Below are 26,119 nucleotides of genomic sequence, written 5' to 3' on the forward strand. Positions count from 1 at the left end.
CACGGTGTCCGGTGATGTGTCCGCTGATCCGGCCTCGACCACCACGCTCACGAGCGGTGAACTGAACATCAGGCGCCCAGCAGCGGGGTTCGGCCCATCGGTTGGTGCGTCGGACCCGACTACACGTCGCACCTTCATCCCTCTCCCGCCGGCACCCGCCGGTGAGGCCACACCGCATGTCCAAAGGCCCTCACATGACGATGACGCACGCTTCCGTGCACGCCTCGGCTACCGGCCACCCCGCCTACACCGAGACCGTGCCGTGCCGGCCGGAGAGCGCCCGCAAGGCGCGGATACTGGTCTGCCTGGCGCTGTCCACGTGGCATCTGGACGCCCTGAGCGACGACGGAAAACTCATCGTCTCCGAGTTCGTCGGCAACACGGTGAAGCACACCGGGTGCCACAGCCTTCGTGTCACCGTCACCCGCCTCGCCGACGACCGCGTACGCATCGCCGTCATCGACAAGTCCCCCAAGAAGGCAGTGGCCCGCGCCGACGGCTCCGAGGACGAAAGCGGGCGGGGCCTTGTGGTCGTCGCCGCCCTCGCCTCGAACACCGGCACCGACACCTTCACCTGGGGCAAGCGCACCTGGGCCGAACTGTGCCTGGTCACGGCACAGCCGTGACCCTCGCCCGTACAAACCTCCCGATCCGCTACCGGCGGCCCAGGACCCGGTGCCCCCTCACCCGCTTCAATCGAAGGAGCAGTGATCCGTGTTGAACTTCCGCAAGGTCCACGGAGCCGGGAACGACTTCATCCTGTTCACCGGCACCGGCACGGACCTGGACAAGAACTGGTCGGACACGGCCAGACAGCTGTGCGCCCGGCGTACCGGGATCGGCGCGGACGGGCTGGTCATCAGCGCCCTCCTCCACGCCGAGCCGGGCGTCCTGGGCATCGCCTGCTTCAACGCCGACGGTTCGACCGCCACCATGTGCGGCAACGCCCTGCGGTGCGCTGCCTGGTGCGCGGCCACGGACCACTCCCTCAAGGCCATGACCCTGGTCATGGCCGGGGTGAAGCACGAGGCGCTGGTGGGTGACGACGGCGTGTGGGTGACTGCCGAAGCCGGCCAGGTCGACCTTCGGCGCGTTCAGGCCGTGCTGAACGGCCGCCCGTTCTGGTTCGACTCCGCGCACACCGGCACCGAGCACGTGGTGGCGGTCGTGGAGGACGTGGACAGCATCGACGCCGAAGTGTGCGGCCGCCTGGTCCGCAACCACCCCGATCTCGCGCCGCTGGGATCGAACGTCAACTTCGTCCAGGCCGCAGGCGTCCAGGAGCTGAAGATCCGCACCTACGAACGGGGCGTGGAGGCCGAGACCCTGTCCTGCGGCAGCGGAGCCGTCGCCGCCGTCGTGATCGCGACCCTGCGCGGTCTCGTCACGGACAAGCAGGTCACCGTCCACAACCGCTCCGGCACGCCGCTCACGGTGCGCCCGCACTCCCAGCGCCGAGGGAAAGCCTTCTGGATCGGCGGCCCGGTAACGCAGACCTACCAAGGAGAACTGGTATGACCTCCCTCATCGACCCCGACGACACCGTGGCCGTGAACCGTGAGGCCGAGGTGTTACGGACCTGGCAGCACGGCCGCCCGGAGGGCCTGAACGTAGCGCTGATCTACGGCGGCCTGTCGGCCGAGGACCGGCTCTACATCGCCGAGAGCCCCACCGAGCAGATGTCGGTCACGGCACTGTCGGAATCGCTCATCGAGATCGGCGCGCGCTTCAAGATCCTCGACCCGTGCGACCCGGGATTCATCCGGGACCTCCTCACCTTCGACGTGGCCCTGTCCAACCTGCACGGCCCCTACGGGGAAGACGGCAGGCTCCAAGGGCTGCTGGACTACCTGCGCACGCCCTTGTGCGGCAGCGGTGTGGCCGCGTCCGCCATCGCCGCCGACAAGATCCTGTGCAAGCAGTCCATGGAGGGCCTCGGTGTCCCCACCCCCGCCTGGCAGGCGTGGACACCGGGTGCGGCACCGCGATGGGACGGCCGGCCGGTGATGGTCAAACCCGCTCTGGGCGGCTCCAGTGTGGGGATGAGCCTGGTCCGCGACGAAGCCGCGCTGGCGCCGGCTCTCGAATACGCCTGGGCGACGGACCCCTCGCCGGTCCTGGTGGAGGAGTACGTCACCGGCCTGCCGGTAACCGTCGGCCTGCTTCAGCTGCCGGGCGGGGTGCTGGCGTTCCCGCCGCTGGCCACCCAAGTTCACTCCGGAGAGTTCTACGACGCCGCCTCCAAGCTCGACGCCGACGCGAAGGGCACCGTGTCCGTCGCCCTGGCGGACCTCCCCGCGCAGGTGCTGGACTCACTGACCCGGCACGCCCGCACGCTGTGGGACGGCCTGGGCTGCCGCAGCGCGGCCCGCATCGACTTCATGGTCACCAGCAGCGGGACGGTGTATGCGCTGGAGGTGAACACCACGCCGGGCATGTCGCGGGAGTCGAACTTCACCGCCGGCGCGGCCCTGTGCGGGTTGAGCCACACCGATGTCGTGAGGGCCTTCCTCCACGAAGCGCTGACCCGCCCCGCGTACGATGTGCCCCTGCCCGTTCCCGTGCTGACCGCGTCAACGGGCGTGCGGGAGACCGCTGCCTGACGCGTTATCAGGAGTTTGCTGCTGTGCCCTACGCCCACGATGTGCCCATGGTCCGCCAGCTCGTCGATCCCGCCGAATGGGATCTCCATGGAGGGTGGGCGCTGGGGGACCGGATGGAGTGGTCCAACCGGGCGTGCGGCATGGCGGCGCTGCGGATGATCCTGCTCGCCTACGGCCGCCAGGCGCCGTCGGTCACCGAGCTTCTGAAGCTCGGCGTCAAGCACGAGGCCCTGACCGACCGGGGTTGGCTCCACGCCGGCATTGCCGACCTGGCAGGCGGCTTCGAGGTCCCCAGCCATGCGGAGCCCGTCGCGGCCGGGGACCTTCTCGTCCGGCTCACCGACGCTCCGCTGATCATCTCGATCACCGAGCAGTTCCCCGACGACGGCCGCAAGGGCGGCCACCTCGTCATCGCCCGCGGTTACGAGGACGGCGCCGATCCGGACATCCTCATCCGCGACCCCTCCGCCTGGGGACAGACCCACGACCGGGTACCGCTCAGCCGCCTGACCGCCTCCTACACCGGACGCGCCATCACCTTCGCTCCGCTCACCGCCGGAAGGACCGCCCAGTGATCACGCTGACGCTCGCCGAGATCGCCGACGCCACCGGCGGCGCCCTCCACGACGCCCCGGACCCGCAGATGCGGGTGACCGGCCGCAGCGCCAGTGACTCCCGCGAGGTCGGGGTCGGCGGCATGTTCGTCGCGGTGGCCGGCGCCCGCGTGGACGGCCACGACTTCGTCGACCAGGCGGTGGTCACCGGTGCCTGCTGCGTGCTGGCCACCCGCCCTGTCGGTGTGCCCGCCGTCGTCGTCCCCGACGTCACCGCCGCCCTGGGCCGTCTCGCACAGCACGTCCTGACCCGCACCGGCGCGCAGATCATCGCGCTGACCGGCTCGGCAGGCAAGACCAGCACCAAGGACCTCCTCGCGCAGGTCCTCAGCCATCACGGGGAGACCGTCGCCACCCCGGGATCGTTCAACACCGAGATCGGCCTGCCGCTGACCGTGATGCGCGCCGACGAGTCCACCCGCTACCTGGTCCTGGAGATGGGCGCCCGCCACCAGGGCGACATCGCCTATCTGGCGTCGCTGACCCCGCCGCAGATCGGCGTCGTCCTCAACGTCGGATCGGCCCACGTCGGGGAGTTCGGCGGCAGGGAAGCGATCGCGACGGCCAAGGGCGAGCTCGTCGAGGCGCTGCCTGCGGCGGACCAGGGCGGTGTCGCGGTCCTCAACGCCGACGACGAGCTGGTGGCCGCCATGGCCTCCCGGACCTCGGCCGCGGTCGTGACGTACGGAAGGGGCGAGAGCGCAACCGTCCGCGCCATCGGCATCCAGGTGAACGCGGGCCGCGCGTCCTTCACCCTGCACACCCCGGGCGGATCGGCCCCCGTTCAGCTGCGGCTGCTGGGCGCCCACCAGGTCCACAACGCCCTCGCGGTCGCCGCGGCCGTCCACGCCCTGGGCATGGACACCGAGCGCATCGCCGAAGCGCTGTCCGCCGCCGAGCCGGTGTCGGCGGGCCGGCTCCAGGTCCTGGAGCGAGCGGACGGAGTGACGATCATCAACGACGCGTTCAACGCCAACTCCGAGTCCATGCGCGCCGGACTCGAAACCCTCACCTCCCTCGCCCAGGACCGCCGGACGGTCGCCGTCCTGGGAGAGATGAAGGAACTCGGCGACACCGCCAAGGCGGCCCACACGGACGTCGGCCGACTCGTCGGTGACCTGGGTATCAACGTCCTCGTCACTGTGGGCACCACCGAGGAGATGACCGCGCTCGCCGAAGCCGCGCGCCCGTCCTCGCCGCTGCGCATCGAATCGGCCGACGACCCGGACGTGCTGCTGCCGCTCCTGAACCACCTGCTCAAGAGCGGCGACGTCGTCTTGGTGAAGGCGTCCAAATCCGTCGGTCTGGAGAAGTTCGCCACCATCCTGCACGCCGAAGTACCGGCGTAGAACGCGAGGAGAGATGACCACGCAACGCAACCTGACCCGTGCCGAGTGGACCGCCTTCCACCTCGCCTACCAGCACGGGAACGCCGCCGCATGCCCCCAGTGCGGCACGTCCGGACAGGCGGTACTCAGACCACTGGACCGGACCGTGCGCTTCGCATGCCAGCACGAGCTCGCCATCCCGGAGAACACCGAACCGGTGCCGCACCCGATGCCCGTTCGGCAGCCGTAGCAGCGGAAGAGGGCCGCGTCGGTGATGCGTGGGTGCAGTTCGCCCGTGGTCTGCCATCCCAGCGGCTGGCGGGCGGGAGGGAGCCCGACTGGATGTCCTCGCGTCCCGCCTGCTCAAGCGCGGCTTCAGCCCGGTCGGCCGGATGCGTCAGGCTCCCGCGAGCTCGGAGCCGGCCCCGTTACGGATGAAGATCGGGGCCTCGATCTCGGCTACGAGAACGGGCAATACGGCGCGGCCGTGATCGATGGCCGCGGCGGTCATCCGCATCGCCATGCCGTCGTCGGGGGCGGTCGACGGGGCCGGACCGCGGGGTGCGGGGATCTCCACTACGGCGGACTCGTGGCAGCGCAGATGTGCGTACCGGACGTGTGCGACGGGGCCGCCGAGACGGACGACGGCGTTGGCCGGCTGTGTGGGGTCGATCCTCGTCTCGCAGACCAGGCATACCGCGTTGGCGAGGTGACCGCGCCGGCCTGGGCGACACCGTCCGGCCCCAGGACGGTACGAACGTCTGCACTCATACGGATGTCGGCCATCATCGCTCCCCAAATTGACGCTGCTGTACGGGTACCAGCACAGCGGATCCATGCCCCCGGCACAGGGCACTTGACGCTTTTGCCCACGACCGGGCTCACCGTCCGGGGCTGGACGCTCCGCTGCCGCTGATCCGGTGGCAGTGCTCCCCCGGAAGGGGCGTACGGCGGCGCCGTTCCTGAGTGAAGGACAGCGCCGCCGGGGTGCCGCGTTCGGTCGCAGCCAACGTGCAGCCAGATCGAGGAAGCCGTGGCACCCCGGAACGGCCGTAGGCCATCTGGCATTCGATGGTGCTGGAGGTCTGGGCGGCGCGGTCAAGTGGGGTTCAGCGGGGTGATGCCGGTTCCCGCGTACAGCTCGGGCTCGAGCGACAGAACCGTCAAGGGCTCACCCGCCTTGACCGCCTGCCAGGCAATCGCCGCCGCGTGAGCCACCGCCCAGTCCACGCTCGGCCAGTCCATCGCGTCCACAGCGTGCGCGGTGCTGAACGGCACGTCCTGCGCGAACCGCAGCGAGGCGGCGTGCCGGCCCGCGCCGGTGACCCGCCGCTCCGCGGCGAGGACTGACAGGGAGGGGATCAACACGCGACCGGTGCCGCGGGAGGCTTCGATGTACAAGCCGGTGAAGAACGGGTCCGCCCGGTACAGGGCGGCCAAGGCGGTGTGGTCCAGCACGGCCGTCAGATTCACGCGGCGGCGCCATCCTGGTGGGCGCGGACCTTCGCCCAGGCATCCTGCCCAGCCTGCTCGACCCGCTCCGTGTACTCGACACCGAGCTCACGGGCGGCCTGGAGTGCGCGCTGCTCACGCTCGACAGCGGTGGGCTCGCGGGTCGCCAGCTCCTCCAGCAACTCTGTAATGGTGGTGCCGCGCTCCTCGGCAAGTGTGCGCAGCCGGTCACGCACCTGCTCGCTGGTCTTGATGCTCGTCGGCTTACTCATACCAGCGATTCTACCGCCGGTAGAACTCCGTGGACAGCCCGGTCGGCGGTCAGCGGCCAGACTGCGAGGCGCCGCTCACCAGCTGGCCCAGGAAGTCCAGGATTCCCCGGCCCACCGGAGTCGGCGCGATGAGGACGCCCAGCGCCAGGACGATGACCACGGTGAACTTCTCGTCCAATCGGCTCCGGGCCTCCGTACGCCGGCGTAGCCGGAAGACGACGATGACTGCGAGCAGCACCGCCACGTTGATGGTCAGCAACCCTCAGACCTCCCCCACAACCGGCCTTCACCACGCAGGGTAGGCAGTGCGCTACCCGCAGCCTTCTTGTGTAGCCGGGCGTCAGTGCTGTTGGAGGCGGGTTGCCCGTGAATGGCACAAAGCCATCAGGCCTGGCCGAATCCCGCGCCGCGCGATGCGGCAGAGGAAAGTGATCCGTCGTCAGGCGCTGTGGTCTGCCGCGTCCGTGTCGTCCTCGCGGCGACGGTTATGCAACCTTGCCGGATCACCCCGGGGCGGTATGTGCGGGACGGCGAATGAGGGTGGGGACAGAGTGGGTAGAACCGACCAGCACATGCTGCCTTTGGGTCCGAGGGGCGTTTCCAAAACGGCGTTCTGAAGGCTGGCGGCGCCTCCTGCTGCTGACGAGAGCTCATATCGTGCTGCGTCATACGCCGCCAGGAACCGGCCCTGTTTCTTATGGGGCTCCGCAACGTGGATGCCCTTTGGGCACTCATTGTGATGTCACCATTCAGGCGCAGGGCGGCGACGGTGAGGGCGGCACGGGCACCGGCTTCGTGTACGACAAGGAAGGCCACATCGTCACCAACAACCACGTGGTGGCGTCGGCGGCCGAAGGTGGCGACCTGTCCGTGACGTTTCCCAACGGCAAGAAGTACGACGCCGAAGTGGTCGGCCGCGCACAGGGCTACGACGTGGCGGTACTGAAGCTGAAGAGTGCCCCTTCCGGTCTGGCCCCGCTCCCTCTGGGCAACTCGGAGAAGGTCGCGGTGGGCGACTCGACCATCGCCATCGGCGCACCCTTCGGCCTGTCGAACACGGTTACGACCGGCATCATCAGCGCGAAGAACCGCCCGGTGGCGTCGGGCGACGGCCAGGGCAGCAAGGCGTCGTACATGAGCGCCCTGCAGACTGACGCGTCGATCAACCCCGGCAACTCCGGTGGCCCGCTGCTCGATTCCCGCGGCGCCGTGATCGGCATCAACTCGGCCATCCAGTCGGCCGGCACGGGGGGTTTCGGCCAGTCCCAGGCGGGCTCCATCGGTCTCGGCTTCGCGATCCCGGTCAACCAGGCGAAGACGGTCGCGGAGCAGCTGATCAAGACGGGCGAGCCGGTCTACCCGGTGATCGGTGCCACCGTCTCCATGGACCCGAAGAGCGCCGACGGCGCCACCATCGCCGACCGCGGTACGGGCGGCGCCGCGGCGGTCCCGCCGAACAGCCCGGCGGGCAAGGCAGGCCTGAAGCCGGGCGATGTGATCATTAAGCTCGACGACCGGGTGATCGACAGCGGCCCGACCCTGATCAGCGAGATCTGGACCCACACGCCGGGCGACAAGGTCACGCTGACCTACGAGCGCGACGGCAAGTCCGCGACCGCCGAAGTCACCCTGGGCCAGCGCGAGGGCGACGACGGCTGACCGGCTAGGCTGTCCTCGCGCCACCGCGAGTCGGCGGCGCGAGGTGGGTTGCCCGAGCGGCCTAAGGGAACGGTCTTGAAAACCGTCGTGGCAGCGATGTCACCGTGGGTTCAAATCCCACACCCACCGCCAGGTCAGAGCTGGTGCAGGTCACAAGGGGTGTCCCGTCTCAGGGGCACCCCTTGTGCATGACTCCTGTCTCACCTTGATCTGCCTCTGTCACGCCGTTGACCAGTGTGTGTGGACCAGGCGTGGACCAGATTCTGGCCTGTCCCGGAGCCCCCCATCAGTAGTCCGGCACGGCAGGCCACACGCTCCAATGCCGCCAGTGTCCAGCACCAGTTCTTTGGTCAAGGGACGGTGGAGCGGGCGGAGCTGACGCCCTCGACAACAGCCCTTGAGAGGCTTCCGCACCAGCAAGATGGCTGGATCAGGCGCATGGGTGGATGCGTAAGTATGACCAGTGATCACCATTGTGCGATCATCAGCATCCGTTCAAGCGTGGCTGACCTCCACGTTTGGAGACCAAGAACGCGCGGCGATCCCGCGCAAGTCTTTCAGGGGGAAGATTGTTCACTTCCAAGTCCCGCACGCTCAAGTCGGCATGTGCGCTCCTGCTTGCTGGGGCGACCTTGGCCGCCGTGGCACCGTCGGCTTCCGCCGCTGAGCAGCCTGTGGAGCGTCCCGCGGAGGTTGTGGCCACCGACAGCCAGGGCGGGGCCATGCTCGATCTGGCATCCCAGGGTTACACCTACGAGGAGGCTGTCGAGGCGTTCAAGAACTCCGACGTCGTCGAGGTCGTGCGGGGTGACATCCCGGCCGAGGACGGCGGCCCCACGAGGGTCAAGCGAGGCGTCACCCTTGGCTGGTACGTCTACGTCAAGATGAGCAAGTCGCAGGCCACCGCCATCAATTACGGCACAGCGGCAACAGCGGCCGGCCTCATCGGCGCGATCACCGGCGGCATTGGCGGCGCCGTCGCTGCTGGCGTCTACGCTTACATAGCGACCCTCGGCGCCGAGGGCATCAAGAAGTGCAAGCACGGCGTAGAGATGAAGTTCAACTACGCGGGCAAGGCACGCGGGGTCAAGTGCTACTAGGAAGGGCTGGGACAACGATGAGCAGTCGCGGAACGACGACGATCGGGGCCCTGGCTGCGATCTTCATCTTCTTCCTGGGCATGCTCATCCATAACCAGCTGAACTCGGCAGATGGTGATCTCGGCCAGTCTGTGGTCATCTTTGCGGCTATCGCCATCCCAGGCGGCTTCTTCGCTGCGTGGTTGGCGGGCGTCGGGCGGCGCCGGAACCGCTGAGAGCCGAGAACAACGCAAGAAATAGCGGAGGGGGGACGAAGCGCATGCTTCGTCCCCCCTCCGCTATCCGCTTGTCAGCGAACTGCCGCACTGCGGTCTCTGTGACGCGTCCGCCAGCACTGGGCACACGACGACGCTTAACGGCCCCTCTACTCCTCATCTGCTTCGTCGAGGGCCTTTTCGATCTGATGGTTGGAGCGTTCCTGGTTGCGATGAATGGCCTTGGCGTAGAAGCGGAAGAGAACAGCGATGCTGTGCCCCGCTCGGCGTGCTACCTCGGCCGGGGAGACCCCCGATGCAAGCCACAGGGAGACGCCCGCGTGGCGGAGGGAGTACGGCACATCCGCGAGCGGAGAAGCCGCCTCGGCCTTGGTGAGTACGGAGCGGCGAGCAACCTTCCATACCTCCCCGTACTCCTTGGACAGCAGGTGACCTCCCCGCGCCGCGCGGAACAGCCGGCCGTCCTCAGCCGTGCCGAACTGCTTGATGTGCTCGCGCACCAGGCGCACGAGAACAGGCGGAATCGGAACGGCACGAGTGGCCTTACGCGCCCGCTTCTTCAAGCCGCGTGAGTCGTAGGACTCCCCAGTGTCCGTCCAGCCGGAGCCGACCCGAGGTGTGCTGCTGGACATTACGAGTTCTCCCCAGCCCTCTTCCGGCAGGACGAAGTCCGTTGCTTTGAGATTGGTTGCCTCAGCCGGGCGGGTGGCGGCGTAGTAGAGGCAGCCGAAGAATGCTTTCAGATGCGGGCCGCGTCCGCCCTGTGAGCCAACAGCGCTGATCAGCTTCTTCGCCAACTGGGGGCCGGGGACGAACCGGAAGTCAATCTCGTCATCCGTCTCCGGGGCCGTCCAGTCCACCTTGCCCAGCGGCAGCACCGCCAGCAGCTCGCGTTCCACGGCGTACCGCAGGGAGTTGCTGAACACAGTGAGCTTCCGGTTCACCGTGTTGTCGGCAGCGGGCTTGCCGTCCAGGCGCAGCGTCAAGGCATCGAGTGCAGACCGCACGACGGACGCAGTGTTGAGATCAGTGCGCCCCTGTGGATAATTTCCGGCGAGCCGAGGAACGTATCGGCGCATTCATGACTAGATCAGGTCATACGGAGATGGGAGCGGCATGGGCGGGGGAGGCAGAAGCCGGAACGCCTCGCGGATCAGGGCCCATGAAGGGCGGCAACGGAGCTGTTAAGAGTTTCTTTACTGGATCAAGGCGGCCCGCTCACGCGGGCCGCGCGCGCTGGCGGCCCGTGGCCGCCGACGCTCCATGTCTCCGCCACCGCTCCGGCGGCCCCCGTCCGCTCAGCGCGCAAGGCCAGGGAAGCGATCCGACAGAGCCCAGGAAGGTAAGTGTTCAGGGGTTATGCGTGGTGCGGGGGCATCCAGGGGTTGCCGGTGAAGGCGTCGCGGAGGGCGTCGAGGAGGTTGGCGCCGTGGTTGCGGGCGGTGTCGAGGTAGGAGCGCACGGTGCAGTACCAGTCGGCGGTCTCGACTCGGCGCCAGCAGCCTGAGACAGCCATCTGAAGTTTCACCATGCGAAGCGATCTCTCCGCGAGATTGTTCGTCCAGCCGACGTGCTTCTTGAGGGTCTCGGCCATCACCCAGGCCGGATGCCGCTTGTTCTGGCTGGTCCGGCGTCCGGTGTTCTGAGCGAGTCCGACGAGGTAGGCGTGCCGGTAACGCTGGTAGAGCTCGTCGGCCACCGTCGCGTCCAGCGCGGTCTGGCCAGTGGTGCGGGCCATCTCGACGGCGGTGTGGAAGTCGCGGAGCGCGTCCTGGGCCGCCTTCGCCCAGGCGTGATCTGTGGCGGGTTCGCCCTCGATGATGCCGGTCAGATCCCGCAGCAGGTGAGCACAGCAGACCTGCCGGCTGCCGGCTGCCGGGTGTGCGGGTGTACTTGTCGTAGAGCGCGAGACGGTCGGTGACCAGCACACCCTGATGGTGTCCAAGGATCCCGAGGGAGTCGGTGGCCTGGTGCGAGCGACGCTTGTGGGCGCCGAGGAAGACCAGCCCGTCCGGGGTGGTCGCCGTGTGCACGTACATCCATCCAGGAGCCGCCTCGGCACGTGCTTCGTCCAGGGTTTCCCCGGCCAACAGCGCCTGCCGTTCGGCGAACCGGACCTCATCCCCCGACACCGTGGCCGTCGTCTCATCGGCGTGCAGCACCGGTGCGGCCCGCAGCCGACTGATCAACTCGGTCATGAACGGTTCGAGTTCGGCGGCAAGACGGCGGGTCAGTCCGCTGGTGAAGCCGGTGGAGACCTCCGCGTCGAGGAGGGCGTGCATCATCTGCCCGGCCCGCTCGACACTCATGTGGCCGCGCACGGCGAGCAGGACGGTGGCCGCTTTCACGTTCGGCCCGTAGCAGACCGGCCCGTACACCTTGTCCGGCAGCCGACCAGCGGTGACCGATGCACAGGAGGGACAGATGAGCTCGAGAGTGCGGTACTCGATACAACGCAGTTTCACCGGCGGCACGTCCAACACCTGAGCGATGGAGGCCACTTCGGCGTCGTCCGCCGACGGAAGACCGAGCCCGGAAAGGTCTGTCCGGCAGCCACCACACTCCTGAGGCCCGACCAGGACGACCTCGTCCGGGATCCGCCGCTCCAGACTGTGACCCTCGTGCCCCGGCTGCCCACCGGGCCGGCGCCCGCCACCCGAACGCGGCGGCCTGGCCCGCTTCCGTTTCGCCAGCCCATCCTTCGACGGCGGCATCGAGGAGTTCTTCGAGTCCTTGTTGAGCGCGGCCTCCAGCTCGGTGATCCGCACCAACAGGCTCTCCACCAGCCCGGCCAACTGATCCGCACGCGCCTCGGAAGCCGACAACGCCCGCCTCAACACGACGACTTCGGCCACGCTGGGCTGACTCGGATCCGACACGAACAGCAGCCTACCCGGACCCATCCGACCCGTGAGCAACAGCCCAGATCAACGGCACCCCTGAAGGCTTACGGGCCAGGACGGTGCGGCCTCCGGCCCGGTCCTGCACGGACGCGGAGGTGACTGCGACGACGAGCAGCAGGCCCATCGTGTCCACGATCACGTGTCTCTTGCGCCCTGTCGTTCGCTTGCCCGCGTCGTACCCACGCGCCTCGCCGCCCTCGCTGGTCTTGATCGACTGGGCGTCGATCACGGCGGCCGACGGCTCGGGATCGCGCCCGGCCCCGATCCGGACCCGGCGGCGGAGTTCGTCGTGGATACGGTCCCAGGTGCCGTCCCGGCGCCACTTGGTGAACCAGCGGTGGGCCGCGTCCCACGGCATCAGATCATGCGGGAGCATCCGCCACTGGCAGCCCGAGCGCAGCACGTAGAGGACCGAGTCGAGCACCAGCCGGTCTTCGTACTTGCGGACCCCGCCGCCATTTCGCAGGTCACGCACGGGAAGGAGCGGCTGGATGATCTCCCACATCTCATCGGTCAAGCTGGACGGATAGCATGGGCCGCTGACGGCCTCGGAGTTGTCGCACTGGCACACACCACGTGATCATTCCGGGGCCGTCGCCATGCCCGGAAGGCAGCTCCTGACCGTCACGCATCACGCATGATCAGCCACCCGACAGGCTCTCAGCCGAGCCGGTCCAGCTGGCGTGTCGCCTGATGGACCTGGGCGGGCAGCTGGGCGAGTCCGGCCCGCTCGGCTCGGGCCCGGTGCAGCGCGCGCAGGCGTACCGCTTCGGCGTCACGGCGCCGCTGGGCGAGGGCGGCATCGATCAGGGCTGGCTGGTCATCACGGGTCGCCTCCGGTTCTGGGCAGGCACGGCGGCTGAGGTCGCGCGGCACGTGGGCTTGCCGTGGTGCGGCCTGTGCGATGTCCGGGGGCATCTTCCTGGTGCGCGGGACGGCCTGGTGGGCCGTGAGCGCCCGGTGGAAGCCTGCGGGGGCCATGTCCCGGGTCCTCGCCGGTACGGCGGGCCCGGGTGCGGGGGCGGTCGTGCGGGGCGCGGGGAGCGTGGTTGGGCCGGCGGCCAGTACCCGGACGGTTCGGACGGTCTGTGCTCCGGCTACCTCATTGGCCACGGTGATGATCCGGGCGGCGAGCAGGCGCAGCTGGGTGGCGTACGCGGGTGAGTCGGGGCGCAGGTCCAGCTGTCCCGTCTCCGCGTGGAACGCGATGGCGGTGACGTGCGCGGCCAGCTTCGGTGAGAGGTCGGCCGCGATGGCCGGCCACTGGTCCAGGATGCTCCCGCCGGCGGCCGGGACGTCCCAGGCCCGGTCGGCCATCAGGCCCTGGAGCACGGCGGCGAACCCGGTCGGCTCCCGGCCGTCGCCCCGGACCGTCGTGGTGCGGGTGCGGCGTTTCGTCTTGCGGGTGCTGCCCTCGCCGCGGGCCTTGGCTGCCTCGCGCGCCTGGTGCAGCGCGACCCGGGCCAGGTCGACGCCGGACAGCTCCGGCGCCTCGCTGCAGCTGGTGGTGGTGTTCAGGGTCTCGGTCATCACGGCCTCCTACCGGCGTCCGACGGTCATCAGTGAGGTGCCGCTGAGCAGCTTGCGTACGCGCTGCACCAGGTCGGCGCCGTAGATCTGCGCAGCGGCGGCCGGGCCGAGGGTGTCGAGCGTCGTGATGACCTGGTCGGGCCTGCCGAGCATGAACTCCTGCCAGGCCGTGGCCCGGAACTCCTCGAGCTCTTCCTCGCCGGGCACATCGGGGCCGGTCTCGCCCGCGTCCTGGTGGCCGTCCGGGAGGTCGTACTGCGGCTGCTGGGGGGTGAACGCGTCGGCGACCAGGCGGCGGACGGACTCGCTGCGCGGCGGCGTCCAGTCGCCCTCCCACTCCTGGTGGCGGGCCTTCTCCGCGCGGCGGGAGTCGCGGTACGCCTGGACGGCGCGAGCGCGGCCTTCGGCGTGCGGCCACTCAGCCGTCGCGGTCTTGAGCCGGCCGGCGAGGAACCCCGACGGCCGGTGCACGGTGCCCGGGGCGTCGCCGGAGTCCAGGAAGGCGATCACCTCATCCGCCGTCCAGCCCGCGTCGGAAACCTCCTTGAGGATCCAGGCGATCCGGGGCACCGCAGCGCGGCCCATCCACGGCACCTGTCGGATCAGCTCCGAGGCCAGCTGGAAACGGCGCCCGACGCTGTTGAGGTTTCGGCTGCCGCGCTTGACCTTCTTCGGGGTGGGGGAATCGCTCTGCCCGCTTGCGAGCTTGTTCTCAGGGGGGAAGGAAGTAGTACCCGCAGAGGAAGACGCAGAGGAACCCACCTGCATTGGGGTGCAACGGGCCTCACCCGAAACAGGCGTCGCAACCCCCTGCTCAGCCCCCTTCCTGGCGCCCTTGGCCGGGGTCTTCGAGGACGTCTTCGAGCGGGGCTTGCGGACCTTCCGCGACGCCTTCTTCGCCAGTTTCGCCATCAGCTCGCGGCCCGCCTCAGCGATCCCGGTCATCGCCCGCGTGTACTGCGGCGCGGCGTCGTCCCGCAGCACCGTGCGGATGCCCAGCGCGACGTCGAACTCGAGCGGGACCATCCGCGCGAACTCCGACGCCTGCGCCGACTCACCGCGCACCCGGGTGCCGCGCACCACGTACGCGAGCAGTCCGGCCTCCCGCAGCATCCCCAGGTGGTACTCCACCGACCGCTCGGACAGACCGGTGCGGCGCACCAGGTACTCGATCCCCGGACGGCACGGGAACAGCTCCGCGAGCTCCTGGGCGACGCGCACCGTCGTCGGCCCGAAGCTGCGAGGCCCGTGTGACCGGTGCCGCCGCGGCTCGTAGAGCCCGGACCCGGCGACCCAGTGGACGGCCTGCATCCAGGAGTAGCCGTCCAGCGCGACCCGGCCCGCCGATGACGACAGCCACTGCGACGCCTCCGGCACCCACAACTCCGGCAGCAAGACCACCTCGTCGGCCACCGCATCCGGCGCCGGGGCAATCGTGTCCGGCAGCGTCGCGGCCGCTGCGGCCCGCGCCATCACAGGGCCACTCCCCCACGTGCACGGCACACCGGCCGGGCAGACGGAAACCGGCATCCGCACCGGTCGTTGTGCTGGGCATGGCACCGAAGAAAGACCCCGCAGCCCGCCGGGCCCGCGAAGCCGTGCGCCGGGCCGCCGCCGCAGAACGCATCGGCCCGCGCCCTGTGAAGACCCCCAGGCCACGACAGCCCAAGACCCTCTACGACCTGGCCCCACCCGGCGCCTACTACCAGGACTGGAACACACCCGTAGGCACCGACGAAGAACTCATCGCCAAGGTCGCAGAGACCTTCGGCCCGGACTCCGGACCGACCGAGACGATGCGCACGCTGCTGGACTACCGCGAGCTCTACGGCTCGAACATCCCGACCGCAGCCGCACGCCACCTCGAGCAGATCCTGGCCCACACCGATCTCACCAGGCTCGCCAAGAAGACCATGGGCGCCGAACCGGACGAAACCCGGGACTCCCTGCACTCCCTGCACGCCCAGGGACTGCTCCTCATCGCGGACGACGGATCCCTGTGGATGACCATCCCACCCGGCACCCCGTACTCCGCACCGGGAGGCCAATGGGCCTTCGTGGAACAGAAAGCGGCCGCCCCGGCAAGCTGACCAAGAACCACGCCACCGGCAGCTCCGGCTGCCGGTACGCGTCACCAGCAGCCCCTCCAGGCCGGCGGCCGACGACGAACCGGCGCTCCCCTGCCCGGGCGAAGAAATGTTGATAGAGATCATCCCGGCAGCCTCAAGCGAACTGCCTGTGGACAGAGCCCGGTCAGCCCGGATCACCCCCCGGGCTCCCGCATGGCGGGCAGAAATCTTGGAACCCGTCCCGCCCCACGGGACGGAACCCTCGTGGACACTGCCGTCGACGGAGTTGTGGACGACCTCCGCGAGCGGGCGCACGAGCCGGGCGGCCGACGCCGCGACCGAGCTCGGCGAGACCGCGCCGACACCACCGCGCTTGTAGCTTCGTACCGGAAATCCAACTTCCGGTACGAACTGCATAAAGGGGAATGAAGCGGACTGTGATCCCGTCACGCGGGAAGCCCACCACCCCCGAACCGGGGTGAAACGGGCAAAGTCAAGCTGACAGGGGGACACCAGATCGGGCACTATGAAGAGACCAGCTTCCATATGCGTGGACCGACCGAGCCCTCAAGGTCGGCCTTTCCGTTCGTGTGGTTGTCGGGCCCCCTCCGTGAGGAGCGGGCCCCGGACGAAGAACCAGAGGCGGGCTTCCTTCCTTGAGGCGATTCGGACGGGTGATGCGGACAGCCCTCGCGCTGGACGTGATTTGTTCCGCGGCCCTTCCCGGGGCCGGTGGAACGGTGCGGAAGCCCCCGGCAAGGGGCGACTGCGGTACTGCTCGGTCCTCGCGGACCGGTGGTGCGACCCGCTTACCAAGGCGGGGTACTGCGTAGGTGAAACATCAGCTCAGTGAGCTGGAGCCCGGAACCGGTGTCACCCGGGGCTGGGCGGCCGACCTGGTTTATGAGACCGGGCGGCGAGACGGGCCGCGCGAGGCCGAAGTGGATTCCTGTCCACTCTTTTGGCGCGCGCGGCCGATGGCCTAGGTCATCCCGACCCCCTCGATACCGAAGGCGGAGTCGGCGAACCCGGAAACGGCCGGCACCGCGAGGTCATCCCTCATCAGACGCCCCCTCGATGGCGGCATCCGGATACTTCGCGGCGAGCTTCCGAAGGAGATGCGCGTACGCGCGGCGATTCCCGCGGTGCGGCTGAGTGGCTCCGGCCTCCCAGCGCGCGATCGCAAGACGCTTGACGCCGATGGCCTCAGCGACTTCGGTCTGGGTGAGGCCGGCGGCGAGCCGAAGCTGCTGCCGGACCTTGAGTGTGGGGAGGGTGTCCTCCTCCACCAGGGCGTCAATTCGCCTCAGCGGATCAGACATCGGGACCTCCACCGTAGGCAATGATTCCCAAAAAGATACATGATCCCGACGATCTTCGGTAACGAGAACCAGTGTGTCGTCGCACAAGACACCGATCGGCCCCATCCGGCTCCCCTCCCTCCGCTGACGACGGTCCCGCTCCTGACGTGAGAACGCGCAGGTAGAACCCCTTGGTGCCCCTGAACCGGAACAGATTTCGAGCGGCAGATCCAGCGCTCGCCGACCCGTAATCCCGGTCCTCCCACCTGACGGGAAGCCGGTTCGTGAACCGTCCCGCCACGCGGGAGGCGAGCCCTGAGCGCCCGTCAGCGGGCCCCGGGCCAGGGCCGGTCGATGGGTCACTGGCCGCCTCGCAGTTCGCGGAGATGGGCGACGAACGCCTGGGCCTCGGACGCGTGCGCGTACTGGGTCTGGAGGGCCTGACCGAGGTCGGCGGCCACCATCGCGAGCGAGGGCAGCGACTTTCGCTCCCCCGCCAGGGCCCGCTCCCCGTAGGCGAGTGCAGTGTCCAGGTCCCCTTCGCGCGCGGCGACCACGCCGAGAGTGACGCGGGCCTCCGCGATCCGCATGGGCGACCGCTCCGTCCCGTCGAAATCCGTGCCCGCCCGGATGACCTCATTGGCCAGCTGCTCCGCGAGCCGGTTTTCGCCAGACTTCCTGAGCGCATCCATGCGGTAGAAGTCGTATTTCGCGGGGTCGACCACGAAATGGTTCTCAATGCTCTCGGGGTACGGCTGGAGTTCGAGGATCTGGCGTCCCTTGTCGAGCGCCACTTCGGTCTGCGACCGGTCGCCCAGCCGGGCCCATGCCTTGGCTTGCTGTGCGTACAACTGCGCGGCCACGCCCTCGGTCGGCGCCACGGCGATGCCGGCCTCCGAGGCCGCGATGACACCGCGATAGTCGCCCCGGGTCAGCGCGAACCACGCGCGCATCTCGTGCGCCCAGCCCTGCACGCTCAGCTCCCCGGCCTCCTGACCGAGCATCAGCGCGGCCTGCCGGGTCGCCTCCGCGTCGCGGGGCCGGCCGGAGTCGTACTCGACACAGCCCACCAGAAGGCTGAGCTTCCCGGCGAGGGCGATGATCTCGCGGTGCTGCGCGAGGCTGACCCGCTGGTGTTGAAGACCGGCGACGCGGGCGAGCCACGCCTTGCCCTCCAGGAGCAGCTGTTCAGCGGGCAGGTACGCGTACTCGCAGCACAGCCGGTCCGCCGTGATCCGCAGCGCATCCAGCGTCGCGACATCGACGTCGGACGCGCGCAGCCTGGCGATGATGTCCACGGTGTCCATGCCGCTGACCTGCAAAATCTCTGCCCGTCCGTCACGGCGGGATCGCTCGGGGAAGAATGCGCCGGTCGTCGTGCCGAAGGTCTGCGCGATGGCCGACCTGTACTTGACGGGCTGAGCGTCGCCAGCTTCCCATCGCTTCCACTGCCGGAGCAGGTCCTGCTCGCTCACGACCTGGTCGTCGGGGAGCCGGACCATCAGCGCACGTACCGCGTCGGCCTGCGACCAGTTGCGTGCCGCGCGCTCTTCGATCATCCGGCGTGCCCAGTCGGGACGCTCATCCATCGCCGTTTCCCTTCCCCGTACGGTCCAGCGGCGCAGCCTGCGTTTCGCCGAGGTGTTGCCCGCGAAGCGGAGGCCGGCCCTTGTGCGGCCGAGCATGGCACGGCCCCTTGATCGCACGGAGGTGACAAGTGCCGGTGACATTCCAGATGTCACCGGCACTCGTCACTTTGCGCAGCGTCTCAGGGGGCGCACGGTGTGTGCCGTTCACACGAGTCGATCCACGTCCCAGGGGGAGGCGAACGGCACATGCCCAGTTCCATCCGAGGCCGTCGAATCGGTGAGGAGCCGAGTGCAGCAGATGCTTCACGGCTTCTCCTTCACGGTGGTCACGAGGTTCGGAATCAGCGGGGCTCTGCTGAGTTCTACGGAGCGATCTCCGAAGCGGCCCGTCGGGCCTGGAGCACGTATGCGTACGCCAGCCCGAGGTGTCCGTACTCGCTGCCGTCATCTCCAGTAAGGGCCGAAGCCGCCGATTCGGCGGCGCACTCCAGCTGGCGGCGCACGGGGGCCGGGACGGGTGAGGCGGCGAACTCCTGCAAGGCGCTCACCACTTCCGCGAGTCCGGCGTCCTTGAGTAGCCCGACCGGCACTTCGGCGCCGGAGAGCGCAGGGATCCACCCGTTAGCCGCGTCCAGAGAGCTGCGGAGTTCTTCCACCAGCTCGGAGGCGCTGAGGCGCCGCTCGGTGTTCATTCGGGGGTCCGTTTCCAGGAGTCCAGAAGGGCCGGCTGCGGCGCCCCGGCGAGACCGGGGCGCCGCTCGCGAAGACGTGTCAGGCGAGCGGAGCGGCGTAGCGCAGCTTCCAGCCCTTACCCAGAACGTGCTGGGTGACTTCGACGACGCGGCCGTCAGCCGTCGCACCGATGTGGTTGATGGTCAGGACCTCCGCAGCCTCGGGCAGACCGAGACGGGCGGACTCATCGGAGGTCGCCAGGCGGAGCTCGACGTCTTCGGTGGCGGTGTCGCCCTGGTCGTACCCGGCTTCCTTCATGCGGCTGATGATGCCGCCCACGCCGGTGTCCTCCTGCTCGATGCCGGCGGCCTCCGCAACGTCGACCGGGATGTACGTGGTGACGATCTGGATGATGCGGTCGCCGTCGAACATCTCGCGAGCGCGCACAACGACGTCGCCGTCGACGCCCAGGAGCTGAGCGACGTCAGCCGGCGCGGAGGCGCGGCTGACGGTGACCTCCGTGCGCGGGCTACGGCCGGTGCGGCGCAGTTCGGCGTCGAACGCACCGTGGGCGCCGTTCTCTTCGCGCTGCCCCTTGGTGTACCGGGTGCGCGCGTCCCGCAGGATCAGGCCGCTGTCGTCGATTCGGTTGCTAGCCATGTGCTGGATGCTCCTTGCTGGTGTCTTGTCGGGCGATTGGGTGTCTCTTGCTGGTCAGCTGGTTCCCGGCGTGTCTATGGCCCACTCGTAGGCCAGTCGCCACTTGGCGCGCGGCAGTACGTGGAGGCAGATCTCCACGACCCGGCCTTCGGCCGTCAGTCCCATGTGGGTGATCTCCATGACGGCCTGCTCGGCAGCGATGCCGAGAGCTGCCGCCTCTTCCCGGGTGGGGGAACGTACTTCGATCTCTTCCCGGAGGCGGACCTGCGCGAATCCGGCCTCTGCCATGCGGGACTTGCTGCCGCCTACGCCGGTTTTCGCTTCGGCGAGTGTGGGACAGGCGTCGACGACGTCCGGGGGGAACCACGAAGTCGCCACTTGGACGACCTCGAGTGCTTCGGTGTTGCCGGGCAACCCCACGGACATGACTCGCTCGCGCTTGACGGTCTTCGCCCGGTGGTGCATCTCGAAGATGCTGGTCACCTTCTTCGGTGGCACGTCCTTGGCGATGGTGACGACGTTGTTCATGTCGAAACCCTTCGCCCGCATCTCGGCCTCGAACGCTCCGACGGCACCGCCGGCATCGCGGAAGCCGGGCAGGTACCGACTGGTCCTATCCGACACGATCTTGTCGATCACCAGCGAGACGTAGGTTCCCTTGCCGCGGCGAGAGAACACGAGGCCCTCATCTTCCAGCGCGCCGTAGATCTCCCGGGCGGTCTGGTAGGCGATGCCGTGTTCCTTCTGGAGCTGAGGCACGCCAGGCAGGCGCGACCCAGGTGCGAGTGCGCCTCGCTCGATCTTGTCCCGGATCCCAGATGCGATCCGTTCGACCTTCCCCGGCTCCTTCTGCTTGGTGGCCACTGCTCCCCCTCCCGTGTGCGTCGAGCGGCTAGCGGATCTCGCTGCCCGGTGCGCACAGCATCGCATGTCTAGTTGTTCCTCGAAAGCCGAGACTCGCGGTCGTTTAAAGACACCCAGAAACATGCAGGTCAGACGGGGTGTTGAAAACAACTTAGCTAGACAGGTTGACCGAGGGGGCATAGCGGGGTTCTAATCGAAGTGCCCAGCAAGCGGTGAGTAGCCGGATGCGGGGCGTAGCCGGTGCTGTACCTGCACCTTTGGGCACATCGCCGGCCGCAAGACCGTAGGAAGTTGTCCGCCTCGCAAGAGGGGGCCGGGTTGATGGCAAGAGCAAATCCCCGGGTTCTCGACTCTCTACTGCACGTCGCAGCGCTATGCGCTGTCCGTCCGTCAGGACGCCGGGACCTTCCCGCGCGGCCTGACGGGCGGAGAGAGCACCGCAACGCACCCCATCCCCTTCGCACCTGAGGAGATCCCCCATGGCCATCACCGCCGCGATGCCCACAGCCAAGGAACGCCCCCACCGAGCCCGCAGGAAGCGGGCCAGCACCCTCCCCGCCCTCAAGCTCTCCCAGCTCCCGCCCTCGCACATCGACCTCCGCAACCCGCTCAAGGCCGTCCTGGTCTGCACGGACTGCAAGACCTGGGTGCTCATCACCGGCATCTACAGCAAGGTTCAGAAACTGGTCCCGCACCACACCGGCAAGGCCGACGTCGCCGCCGCACTCCACTGCCGGAGCAGCAACCGCCGCATCGAGTGGGACCTGACGATCCCCCAATGGCGCCAGGCCCTGGCCGACGCCATCACGGAAGCCGCCAGTCGCCAGGCCACCGCGGTGCTGCCCAAGGCGTTCAGCCCGCAGACCGACCGGACCCTGCGGGCTCGTGCAGAGCGCACGCCGGCCGGACGCGTGGCCGACTGGAACGCGGTGCTGCCCCGCGTGGCCGCCGCAGACAAGAATCGCCGGGTGGTGCCCACTGGTGACGCTCCGACGGAGGGCCCCGCGGTTCCGCTGGACACGCTCCACCCCAAGCGCCCCGCGCGCTGAGCCACCCCGGACGAACGCCCACGGCCCCGGCCATCCCGAGTGATCGGGACGGCCGGGGCCGTGGCTGCTCGTACGAACAGCCTGAACAGCACGACAGCCCCGGTGACTTGAGACCCTCCGGGGCTGTCCAGGACCTAACTGGAGGACCTGATGCAGCCCAGCATCGCACGGCACGATGGAGACTCCGACCCGATCATGGACGAGGCCCTGCGCCGCGTCCGGCAGGGGAAGTGATCGGCATGGACTGGCGCCACCAGGCTTCGTGCCGCGAAGAGGACCCCGAGCTGTTCTTCCCCATCGGCAACACCGGCCCGGCGCTCCTGCAGATCGAGGAAGCCAAAGCTGTCTGCCGTCGCTGCCCCGTCATGGAGCACTGCCTCCAGTGGGCGCTGGAGTCCGGACAGGACGAGGGCGTCTGGGGCGGCTTGACCGAGAACGAGCGGCGCGCGATGAAGCGCCGCGCCGCCCGCAACCGGGCCCAGAGGTCGAAGGCGGCGACGGGATGACGGACGCCGACCAGAAGCGCCTGGAAGACGAGCTCCGCCGGACCAACGAGAACCACGACTTCGGCCGCCGTGCTCACGGCTGAGCGGCCCGCACCACAGGACGGAAACCCAACTTCCATCCCGCACCACGCTGTTCGACCAGGTCGGCCGCCCGCACGACGGGCGGCCAACCTTTCGCACGCCTCCAGCCCGGGAGAGTCTCGGGCCCGCACCCCCGCAGGAGAGCCCATGCGTAGCAGCACCCAGCTCGACACCGCGACGGCCGCAGCCGGTACCACCCGGCTGCCGTCCTCCTTGTGCACGCACACGCCGAAGTGCCCGTCGGCCGACAGCTCGGACCGTGAGGCCGCGCAGATCGTGGCGGCTCACCCGGAGCAGGGCTGGAGCCTGCTGTGCAACGGCCTGCTGCTGTTTGAGGACACCGGGGAGCTGCTGCCCGACGGCCGGATCATCGCCCCGCACCGGCCCCTCGCGGTCGCCGCGGCCTGACGGCTGCCTGATCCGCCCGCACCGACCGCCGAACCTCTGGCGGCCGGGACGGGCGGTGACTGAGAGCCGGACAGCCCGGACGCCCGGCCCCGCGCCGGTGCACGCGATACGAGGAGAGCCCATGGCACAGCAGCCGCAGACGCAGGCCGTTCAGCCGAAGACCCACTACATCAAGGGCGACCTGGTCCTGTTCCGCGACGTCGAACGGTTCTGGCTCGGTCTGCCGGGCCACACGTTCGTCGGCCGGGTGGAGCGGTCCTGGACGAACGTCCACAGCGGAAAGCTCCTCTACGACCTGACGGAGCTGAGTGGCAACCGGGCCCGCGCCGGGATCGCCCCCGACTACATGCGGCCGCTCCCGGCGACGGACGCGATGCACGACATCGACACCGCGCCGCTGAGCGAGCCGGACACCGGGGCGATGACCCCGGCCGCCGTCGCCTGGCTGCGCCAGCACCTCGCGCAGGACCGCAGCACGCTGCCCGCCCCGCGCTGACCACCTGCTCCACGCAGACGGCCCTCCGAGTCCCCGGCATTTGAGCTGCCGGGGCCCCGGAGGGCCTGGTCACGACCCTACCGACCGACGCCGACCCGCGGTGACCTCTTGCACGGAGGCGCCGGAACGTATGAGAGGACACCCCGTGGCCACCAAGCCCGCCACCCGCCGCAGGCGTCAGCCCGCGGCGACCACAAAGCCCCGAGGAGCCGGGCGCGCCAAGGCACCGGCGACGCCGGCCTCCATTCCCGCCCAGGCCGCCGCCCCCGAGACCATCGTGCCGATGGTGTTCGAGGAGGCCGACCCGATCCTGGCCGACGCCGCCGACCGCGCCGCCGACCTCCGGGACCTGGCCGCCGACGACGCGGCCCGCATCCTCGCCGACGGCCAGGTGCTCGCCGCCGAACTGATGGAAGGCGCCCGTACGGAGGTCGCCTCGTTCACCGAGGCGGTCAACGCTGAGCAGGCGCAGATCATCGCTGACGCGGTGAAGGAAGCCGACCGGGTCCGTACGGAGGCCGCCACCACGGCGGTCGCCGACGCCGACCAGGTCCGCGCCGCCGCCGACGCGACGGCGGAGCAGCTGCTCACCGACGCGCGCCGCCAGGCCGACACCGTCGCGGCGACGGCGACCGGTGAGGCCGAACGCGTCCTCGCCGACGCCAACGCGGCTGTCGAGCAACTGCTCGCCGACGCGAACCGCCAGGCGCAGGAGGTCACCACCACGGCGGCCGTCCAGGCGGAGCAGGTCCGCACCGAGGACGCGCAGGCCGCAGCGAAGGCCCTCGCCGACGCGGAGAGTGTGCGCACCGAGCTGCTGGCCGGTGCGGAGCGCACCGCGGCCCAGACCCGCACCCGCGCCACCACCGACGCCGAACAGGCGCTGGAGCTGGCGCGGGGCGAAGCCGATCGGCTGCGCGCGAGCGCGGACGACCAGGCCGCGAAGGTGCGGGCCGGGGCGGAGAAGGTGGCCGCTGAGCTGCGTGAGGATGCCGCCCGCGAGCGGGAGGCATCGCGTGCGGATGCGGCTCGTGCGCGCACGCTGGCCACGGAGGACATCGGCCGGCTGCGGGCGACAGCGACCGAGGACGCGGAGCGCCTGACCCGCACCGCCCGTGAGGAAGCCGACCGCATCCTGGCCGCGGCCCGTACCCAGCGGGAGGCGGAGCTCAAGGAGGCCGGGCACGCACTGGCTCAGGCCCGGCTGCGGGAAGCGGACGCGGACGTCACGCTCAAGGCCGCCGACGACATGGTGGCTGAGGCCGCCGCCCGGATGAAGCGCGCCACTGACCGCACCGAGCGGGCACTGGAACGCAGGCGCCTCAAGCTCCAGGCCCGCGAGGAGCGCAGGGAGACGAAGGAGACCCGGAAGGCGAAGTCCCGCGCGGGGAAGCCGGCCGTGGCCGACCGTGCCAAGAGCTTCGTGAAGGTGAACGCGGAACGGTTGATGGTGATCGGTCCGATCACCGCCCCGATGGCCGTCGCGTGGACGGGGCAGGCCGGGTTCGCGGAGGACATCCTCGGCTGGGTCGTCCCGTTCACGATCCTGTTCGCCGCCGCCTGGGAACTGTCGACGGCGTTCGTCGGCTGGATGTACCACCAGGCCCGCCAGGGCGGCGACGCCGGAACCCTCTACCGCGTCAGCACGTGGATCTTCGCTCTGGGCGCGGCGGTCATGAACTTCTGGCACGCCTCGGGCGAGCCGGTGGCCGGCAGCCGCGTCTGGGACGTCAACGCCCAGGCGTGGACGGAGCAGATGACCTACTGGAACTTCACGCCGAAGGCCGTCGCGTTCGCCGCGATGTCCATCGTCGGGATGGTGCTGTGGGAGCTGTACGCCTCGCTGATCCACCGCCGCAAGCTCCGTGAGGACGGCCGGGTCGCCAAGGCCCGCCCGTCCATCGGGGCGGTCCGCTGGGTCCGCTACCCGGTCCACAGCTTCACCGCCTGGTCCCTGGCGATCACCGACGCCAGGCTGACCACGCTGGACCGGGCCTGGACCGCAGCCGGTGCGCAGCTCGCGGACCGCAAGGCGGTCCGGACCGGTCTGGCCCTGCACAGGATCGTCGTGCCCCGGGTCGGGGCCGACGATCACGGACCGGCCGCCATCCCCGCCGTCCTCACCCTGACCCGAACGGACCGGCACGGACCGCTGGACAACCTCACTCCGGTCCGCCCGGTCCAGAACGGCGGGTACACGGTCCGGTCCGGTCCGGCCGACCGTCACGCGGTCCACGGTCCGGTCCGGACCGACCGCAGGCCGCTGATCTGCCGACCGGCCCCGGTCCGGACCGCAGTTCCCGGACCGTGCCCGCCACGCAGAACACGACGGGCGCGCGCGGGGTGACGGTCCGGACCGCCGACGTGACCTCCGGGCCGCAGGAGCCGGACCGGTCCGGACCGGCCGTCGATGAGGCCCCGGAGGGCGCGATCGGTCCGGACCGGATGGAGGAAGTCGGTCCGGACCGCACGGTCATCACGCTCACGGACCTGGAGCGGACCGCACTGGACCGGCTCCGGACCGCGAACGAGCCGCTGAACCGGACCAACATCGCCAAGGCGGTCCGGACCGAGGGCGGGTCCATCGCCACGGACCGCGCCGGACAGATCGCCGTCGCGCTCAAGCAGCACACGGTCCGCTGACCGGACCGCCCGCACGACGCCCTGCCGCTCATAGTCGCCACCGGTCCGCGCTCGCACCCCGAGCGCGGACCGGTGACGGCCACGGCCGGCAGGCCGCTCGCCCGC

At 69.5% G+C, this 26,119-nt stretch carries 28 protein-coding genes, 1 tRNA gene and 3 pseudogenes; 17 read left to right on the plus strand and 15 right to left on the minus strand.

What is annotated here, in order from left to right; genetic code table 11:
- Nucleotides 1-194 precede the first annotated feature (194 nt).
- The 6 genes from ACU6WZ_RS28545 to ACU6WZ_RS28570 all read left to right on the plus strand — a co-directional run bounded on the left by ACU6WZ_RS28545 (nt 195) and on the right by ACU6WZ_RS28570 (nt 4,795).
- Entirely contained in the window at nt 195-626 is a 432-nt protein-coding gene (locus tag ACU6WZ_RS28545; protein WP_447034387.1) for an ATP-binding protein, read from the plus strand.
- Nucleotides 627-714: 88 nt separating this feature from the next.
- Nucleotides 715-1,518, plus strand: a complete 804-nt coding sequence (gene dapF / locus ACU6WZ_RS28550) for a diaminopimelate epimerase (protein ID WP_447034389.1) — start codon at nt 715-717, stop codon at nt 1,516-1,518.
- Nucleotides 1,515-2,603 (plus strand): D-alanine--D-alanine ligase family protein, encoded by a 1,089-nt coding sequence (locus tag ACU6WZ_RS28555; RefSeq protein WP_447034391.1) that lies wholly within the window; start codon nt 1,515-1,517, stop codon nt 2,601-2,603. The genes dapF and ACU6WZ_RS28555 overlap by 4 nt, the downstream gene beginning before the upstream one ends.
- Nucleotides 2,604-2,650: 47 nt before the next feature.
- Nucleotides 2,651-3,178 (plus strand): cysteine peptidase family C39 domain-containing protein, encoded by a 528-nt coding sequence (locus ACU6WZ_RS28560; RefSeq protein WP_447034393.1) that lies wholly within the window; start codon nt 2,651-2,653, stop codon nt 3,176-3,178.
- The gene (locus ACU6WZ_RS28565) at nt 3,175-4,566 is read left to right on the plus strand and encodes a UDP-N-acetylmuramoyl-tripeptide--D-alanyl-D-alanine ligase (protein ID WP_447034395.1); all 1,392 of its coding nucleotides are present in this window, start codon (nt 3,175-3,177) and stop codon (nt 4,564-4,566) included. The genes ACU6WZ_RS28560 and ACU6WZ_RS28565 overlap by 4 nt, the downstream gene beginning before the upstream one ends.
- A gap of 13 nt (nt 4,567-4,579) precedes the next feature.
- The gene (locus ACU6WZ_RS28570) at nt 4,580-4,795 is read left to right on the plus strand and encodes a hypothetical protein (RefSeq protein WP_447034397.1); all 216 of its coding nucleotides are present in this window, start codon (nt 4,580-4,582) and stop codon (nt 4,793-4,795) included.
- A 147-nt stretch (nt 4,796-4,942) separates the two neighbouring features.
- Here ACU6WZ_RS28570 and ACU6WZ_RS28575 read toward each other — a convergent pair whose 3' ends face one another.
- The 4 genes from ACU6WZ_RS28575 to ACU6WZ_RS28590 form a co-directional block, all read right to left on the minus strand.
- Complete coding sequence (locus ACU6WZ_RS28575) at nt 4,943-5,122, minus strand: hypothetical protein (RefSeq protein ID WP_447034399.1); 180 nt, start codon at nt 5,120-5,122, stop codon at nt 4,943-4,945.
- A 521-nt stretch (nt 5,123-5,643) separates the two neighbouring features.
- Nucleotides 5,644-6,018 (minus strand): PIN domain-containing protein, encoded by a 375-nt coding sequence (locus ACU6WZ_RS28580; protein WP_447034400.1) that lies wholly within the window; start codon nt 6,016-6,018, stop codon nt 5,644-5,646.
- A complete protein-coding gene (locus ACU6WZ_RS28585; RefSeq protein ID WP_447034402.1) occupies nt 6,015-6,269 on the minus strand; it encodes a hypothetical protein in 255 nt (84 codons plus the stop codon). The genes ACU6WZ_RS28580 and ACU6WZ_RS28585 overlap by 4 nt, the downstream gene beginning before the upstream one ends.
- 49 nt (nt 6,270-6,318) lie before the next feature.
- Entirely contained in the window at nt 6,319-6,528 is a 210-nt protein-coding gene (locus ACU6WZ_RS28590) for a hypothetical protein (protein WP_447034403.1), read from the minus strand.
- A gap of 482 nt (nt 6,529-7,010) precedes the next feature.
- On the opposite strand from ACU6WZ_RS28590, the pseudogene ACU6WZ_RS28595 reads away from it, so the two are divergent.
- From ACU6WZ_RS28595 to ACU6WZ_RS28610, 4 genes and pseudogenes are all read left to right on the plus strand, one after another.
- Nucleotides 7,011-7,928: pseudogene (locus ACU6WZ_RS28595) on the plus strand (S1C family serine protease); the annotation flags it as partial.
- A gap of 42 nt (nt 7,929-7,970) precedes the next feature.
- Nucleotides 7,971-8,060 (plus strand) — tRNA-Ser (locus ACU6WZ_RS28600).
- A gap of 563 nt (nt 8,061-8,623) precedes the next feature.
- Entirely contained in the window at nt 8,624-9,028 is a 405-nt protein-coding gene (locus tag ACU6WZ_RS28605; protein WP_447034404.1) for a hypothetical protein, read from the plus strand.
- Between the two features lie 17 nt (nt 9,029-9,045).
- Nucleotides 9,046-9,243 carry a hypothetical protein gene (locus ACU6WZ_RS28610; RefSeq protein WP_447034405.1) on the plus strand — a complete coding sequence of 66 codons (198 nt, stop codon included), beginning with the start codon at nt 9,046-9,048 and terminating at the stop codon, nt 9,241-9,243.
- 149 nt (nt 9,244-9,392) lie between these two features.
- Here ACU6WZ_RS28610 and ACU6WZ_RS28615 read toward each other — a convergent pair whose 3' ends face one another.
- The 6 genes and pseudogenes from ACU6WZ_RS28615 to ACU6WZ_RS28640 form a co-directional block, all read right to left on the minus strand.
- On the minus strand, nt 9,393-10,229 hold the full coding sequence (locus ACU6WZ_RS28615) for a tyrosine-type recombinase/integrase (RefSeq protein ID WP_447034406.1): 837 nt from the start codon (nt 10,227-10,229) through the stop codon (nt 9,393-9,395).
- A gap of 371 nt (nt 10,230-10,600) precedes the next feature.
- Nucleotides 10,601-11,179 carry an IS66 family transposase gene (locus ACU6WZ_RS28620; RefSeq protein WP_514132740.1) on the minus strand — a complete coding sequence of 193 codons (579 nt, stop codon included), beginning with the start codon at nt 11,177-11,179 and terminating at the stop codon, nt 10,601-10,603.
- Between the two features lies 1 nt (nt 11,180).
- Nucleotides 11,181-12,146: pseudogene (locus ACU6WZ_RS28625) on the minus strand (DUF6444 domain-containing protein); the annotation flags it as partial.
- Nucleotides 12,147-12,168: 22 nt separating this feature from the next.
- Nucleotides 12,169-12,717: pseudogene (locus ACU6WZ_RS28630) on the minus strand (IS5 family transposase); the annotation flags it as partial.
- An 89-nt stretch (nt 12,718-12,806) separates the two neighbouring features.
- A complete protein-coding gene (locus tag ACU6WZ_RS28635) occupies nt 12,807-13,676 on the minus strand; it encodes a DciA family protein (RefSeq protein WP_447034408.1) in 870 nt (289 codons plus the stop codon).
- A 9-nt stretch (nt 13,677-13,685) separates the two neighbouring features.
- Nucleotides 13,686-15,149 carry a helix-turn-helix domain-containing protein gene (locus ACU6WZ_RS28640; RefSeq protein ID WP_447034409.1) on the minus strand — a complete coding sequence of 488 codons (1,464 nt, stop codon included), beginning with the start codon at nt 15,147-15,149 and terminating at the stop codon, nt 13,686-13,688.
- An 80-nt stretch (nt 15,150-15,229) separates the two neighbouring features.
- On the opposite strand from ACU6WZ_RS28640, the gene ACU6WZ_RS28645 reads away from it, so the two are divergent.
- Nucleotides 15,230-15,766, plus strand: coding sequence for a hypothetical protein (locus ACU6WZ_RS28645; protein WP_434600190.1), 537 nt, complete (start codon nt 15,230-15,232; stop codon nt 15,764-15,766).
- A 1,031-nt stretch (nt 15,767-16,797) separates the two neighbouring features.
- Here ACU6WZ_RS28645 and ACU6WZ_RS28650 read toward each other — a convergent pair.
- From ACU6WZ_RS28650 to ACU6WZ_RS28670, 5 genes are all read right to left on the minus strand, one after another.
- Nucleotides 16,798-17,067, minus strand: a complete 270-nt coding sequence (locus ACU6WZ_RS28650; protein ID WP_447034411.1) for a helix-turn-helix transcriptional regulator — start codon at nt 17,065-17,067, stop codon at nt 16,798-16,800.
- 338 nt (nt 17,068-17,405) lie between these two features.
- Nucleotides 17,406-18,635, minus strand: a complete 1,230-nt coding sequence (locus tag ACU6WZ_RS28655) for an NsdA family TPR-like regulatory protein (RefSeq protein ID WP_447034524.1) — start codon at nt 18,633-18,635, stop codon at nt 17,406-17,408.
- 362 nt (nt 18,636-18,997) lie between these two features.
- A complete protein-coding gene (locus ACU6WZ_RS28660) occupies nt 18,998-19,327 on the minus strand; it encodes a hypothetical protein (protein WP_447034413.1) in 330 nt (109 codons plus the stop codon).
- 79 nt (nt 19,328-19,406) lie between these two features.
- Nucleotides 19,407-19,967, minus strand: a complete 561-nt coding sequence (locus tag ACU6WZ_RS28665) for a UTRA domain-containing protein (protein ID WP_447034414.1) — start codon at nt 19,965-19,967, stop codon at nt 19,407-19,409.
- A gap of 54 nt (nt 19,968-20,021) precedes the next feature.
- Entirely contained in the window at nt 20,022-20,831 is an 810-nt protein-coding gene (locus tag ACU6WZ_RS28670; protein ID WP_447034416.1) for a GntR family transcriptional regulator, read from the minus strand.
- Between the two features lie 479 nt (nt 20,832-21,310).
- On the opposite strand from ACU6WZ_RS28670, the gene ACU6WZ_RS28675 reads away from it, so the two are divergent.
- The 6 genes from ACU6WZ_RS28675 to ACU6WZ_RS28700 all read left to right on the plus strand — a co-directional run bounded on the left by ACU6WZ_RS28675 (nt 21,311) and on the right by ACU6WZ_RS28700 (nt 26,014).
- Nucleotides 21,311-21,880 carry a hypothetical protein gene (locus tag ACU6WZ_RS28675; RefSeq protein ID WP_447034418.1) on the plus strand — a complete coding sequence of 190 codons (570 nt, stop codon included), beginning with the start codon at nt 21,311-21,313 and terminating at the stop codon, nt 21,878-21,880.
- Between the two features lie 239 nt (nt 21,881-22,119).
- Nucleotides 22,120-22,386, plus strand: coding sequence for a WhiB family transcriptional regulator (locus tag ACU6WZ_RS28680; protein WP_447034420.1), 267 nt, complete (start codon nt 22,120-22,122; stop codon nt 22,384-22,386).
- 294 nt (nt 22,387-22,680) lie between these two features.
- Entirely contained in the window at nt 22,681-22,875 is a 195-nt protein-coding gene (locus ACU6WZ_RS28685; RefSeq protein WP_447034526.1) for a DUF5999 family protein, read from the plus strand.
- Nucleotides 22,876-22,996: 121 nt separating this feature from the next.
- The gene (locus ACU6WZ_RS28690) at nt 22,997-23,371 is read left to right on the plus strand and encodes a hypothetical protein (RefSeq protein WP_447034421.1); all 375 of its coding nucleotides are present in this window, start codon (nt 22,997-22,999) and stop codon (nt 23,369-23,371) included.
- Nucleotides 23,372-23,516: 145 nt separating this feature from the next.
- Nucleotides 23,517-25,718 (plus strand): hypothetical protein, encoded by a 2,202-nt coding sequence (locus ACU6WZ_RS28695; RefSeq protein ID WP_447034422.1) that lies wholly within the window; start codon nt 23,517-23,519, stop codon nt 25,716-25,718.
- On the plus strand, nt 25,679-26,014 hold the full coding sequence (locus ACU6WZ_RS28700; RefSeq protein ID WP_447034423.1) for a hypothetical protein: 336 nt from the start codon (nt 25,679-25,681) through the stop codon (nt 26,012-26,014). The genes ACU6WZ_RS28695 and ACU6WZ_RS28700 overlap by 40 nt, the downstream gene beginning before the upstream one ends.
- Nucleotides 26,015-26,119: the final 105 nt, after the last annotated feature.

It is taken from the genome of Streptomyces hypolithicus, assembly GCF_052934925.1.

Excerpts from the sequence above, each read along its gene's own strand:
- ACU6WZ_RS28545 (WP_447034387.1), top strand. The coding sequence starts at position 195 with ATGACGATGACGCACGCTTCCGTGCACGCCTCGGCTACCGGCCACCCC.
- ACU6WZ_RS28690 (WP_447034421.1), top strand. The coding sequence starts at position 22,997 with ATGGCACAGCAGCCGCAGACGCAGGCCGTTCAGCCGAAGACCCACTAC.
- ACU6WZ_RS28680 (WP_447034420.1), top strand. The coding sequence starts at position 22,120 with ATGGACTGGCGCCACCAGGCTTCGTGCCGCGAAGAGGACCCCGAGCTG.
- ACU6WZ_RS28655 (WP_447034524.1), bottom strand. The coding sequence starts at position 18,635 with ATGGATGAGCGTCCCGACTGGGCACGCCGGATGATCGAAGAGCGCGCG.
- ACU6WZ_RS28585 (WP_447034402.1), bottom strand. The coding sequence starts at position 6,269 with ATGAGTAAGCCGACGAGCATCAAGACCAGCGAGCAGGTGCGTGACCGG.
- ACU6WZ_RS28645 (WP_434600190.1), top strand. The coding sequence starts at position 15,230 with ATGGCACCGAAGAAAGACCCCGCAGCCCGCCGGGCCCGCGAAGCCGTG.
- ACU6WZ_RS28675 (WP_447034418.1), top strand. The coding sequence starts at position 21,311 with ATGGCCATCACCGCCGCGATGCCCACAGCCAAGGAACGCCCCCACCGA.
- ACU6WZ_RS28635 (WP_447034408.1), bottom strand. The coding sequence starts at position 13,676 with ATGACCGAGACCCTGAACACCACCACCAGCTGCAGCGAGGCGCCGGAG.
- ACU6WZ_RS28570 (WP_447034397.1), top strand. The coding sequence starts at position 4,580 with ATGACCACGCAACGCAACCTGACCCGTGCCGAGTGGACCGCCTTCCAC.
- ACU6WZ_RS28660 (WP_447034413.1), bottom strand. The coding sequence starts at position 19,327 with ATGAACACCGAGCGGCGCCTCAGCGCCTCCGAGCTGGTGGAAGAACTC.
- ACU6WZ_RS28665 (WP_447034414.1), bottom strand. The coding sequence starts at position 19,967 with ATGGCTAGCAACCGAATCGACGACAGCGGCCTGATCCTGCGGGACGCG.
- ACU6WZ_RS28560 (WP_447034393.1), top strand. The coding sequence starts at position 2,651 with ATGGTCCGCCAGCTCGTCGATCCCGCCGAATGGGATCTCCATGGAGGG.
- ACU6WZ_RS28555 (WP_447034391.1), top strand. The coding sequence starts at position 1,515 with ATGACCTCCCTCATCGACCCCGACGACACCGTGGCCGTGAACCGTGAG.
- ACU6WZ_RS28640 (WP_447034409.1), bottom strand. The coding sequence starts at position 15,149 with ATGGCGCGGGCCGCAGCGGCCGCGACGCTGCCGGACACGATTGCCCCG.
- ACU6WZ_RS28650 (WP_447034411.1), bottom strand. The coding sequence starts at position 17,067 with ATGTCTGATCCGCTGAGGCGAATTGACGCCCTGGTGGAGGAGGACACC.
- ACU6WZ_RS28610 (WP_447034405.1), top strand. The coding sequence starts at position 9,046 with ATGAGCAGTCGCGGAACGACGACGATCGGGGCCCTGGCTGCGATCTTC.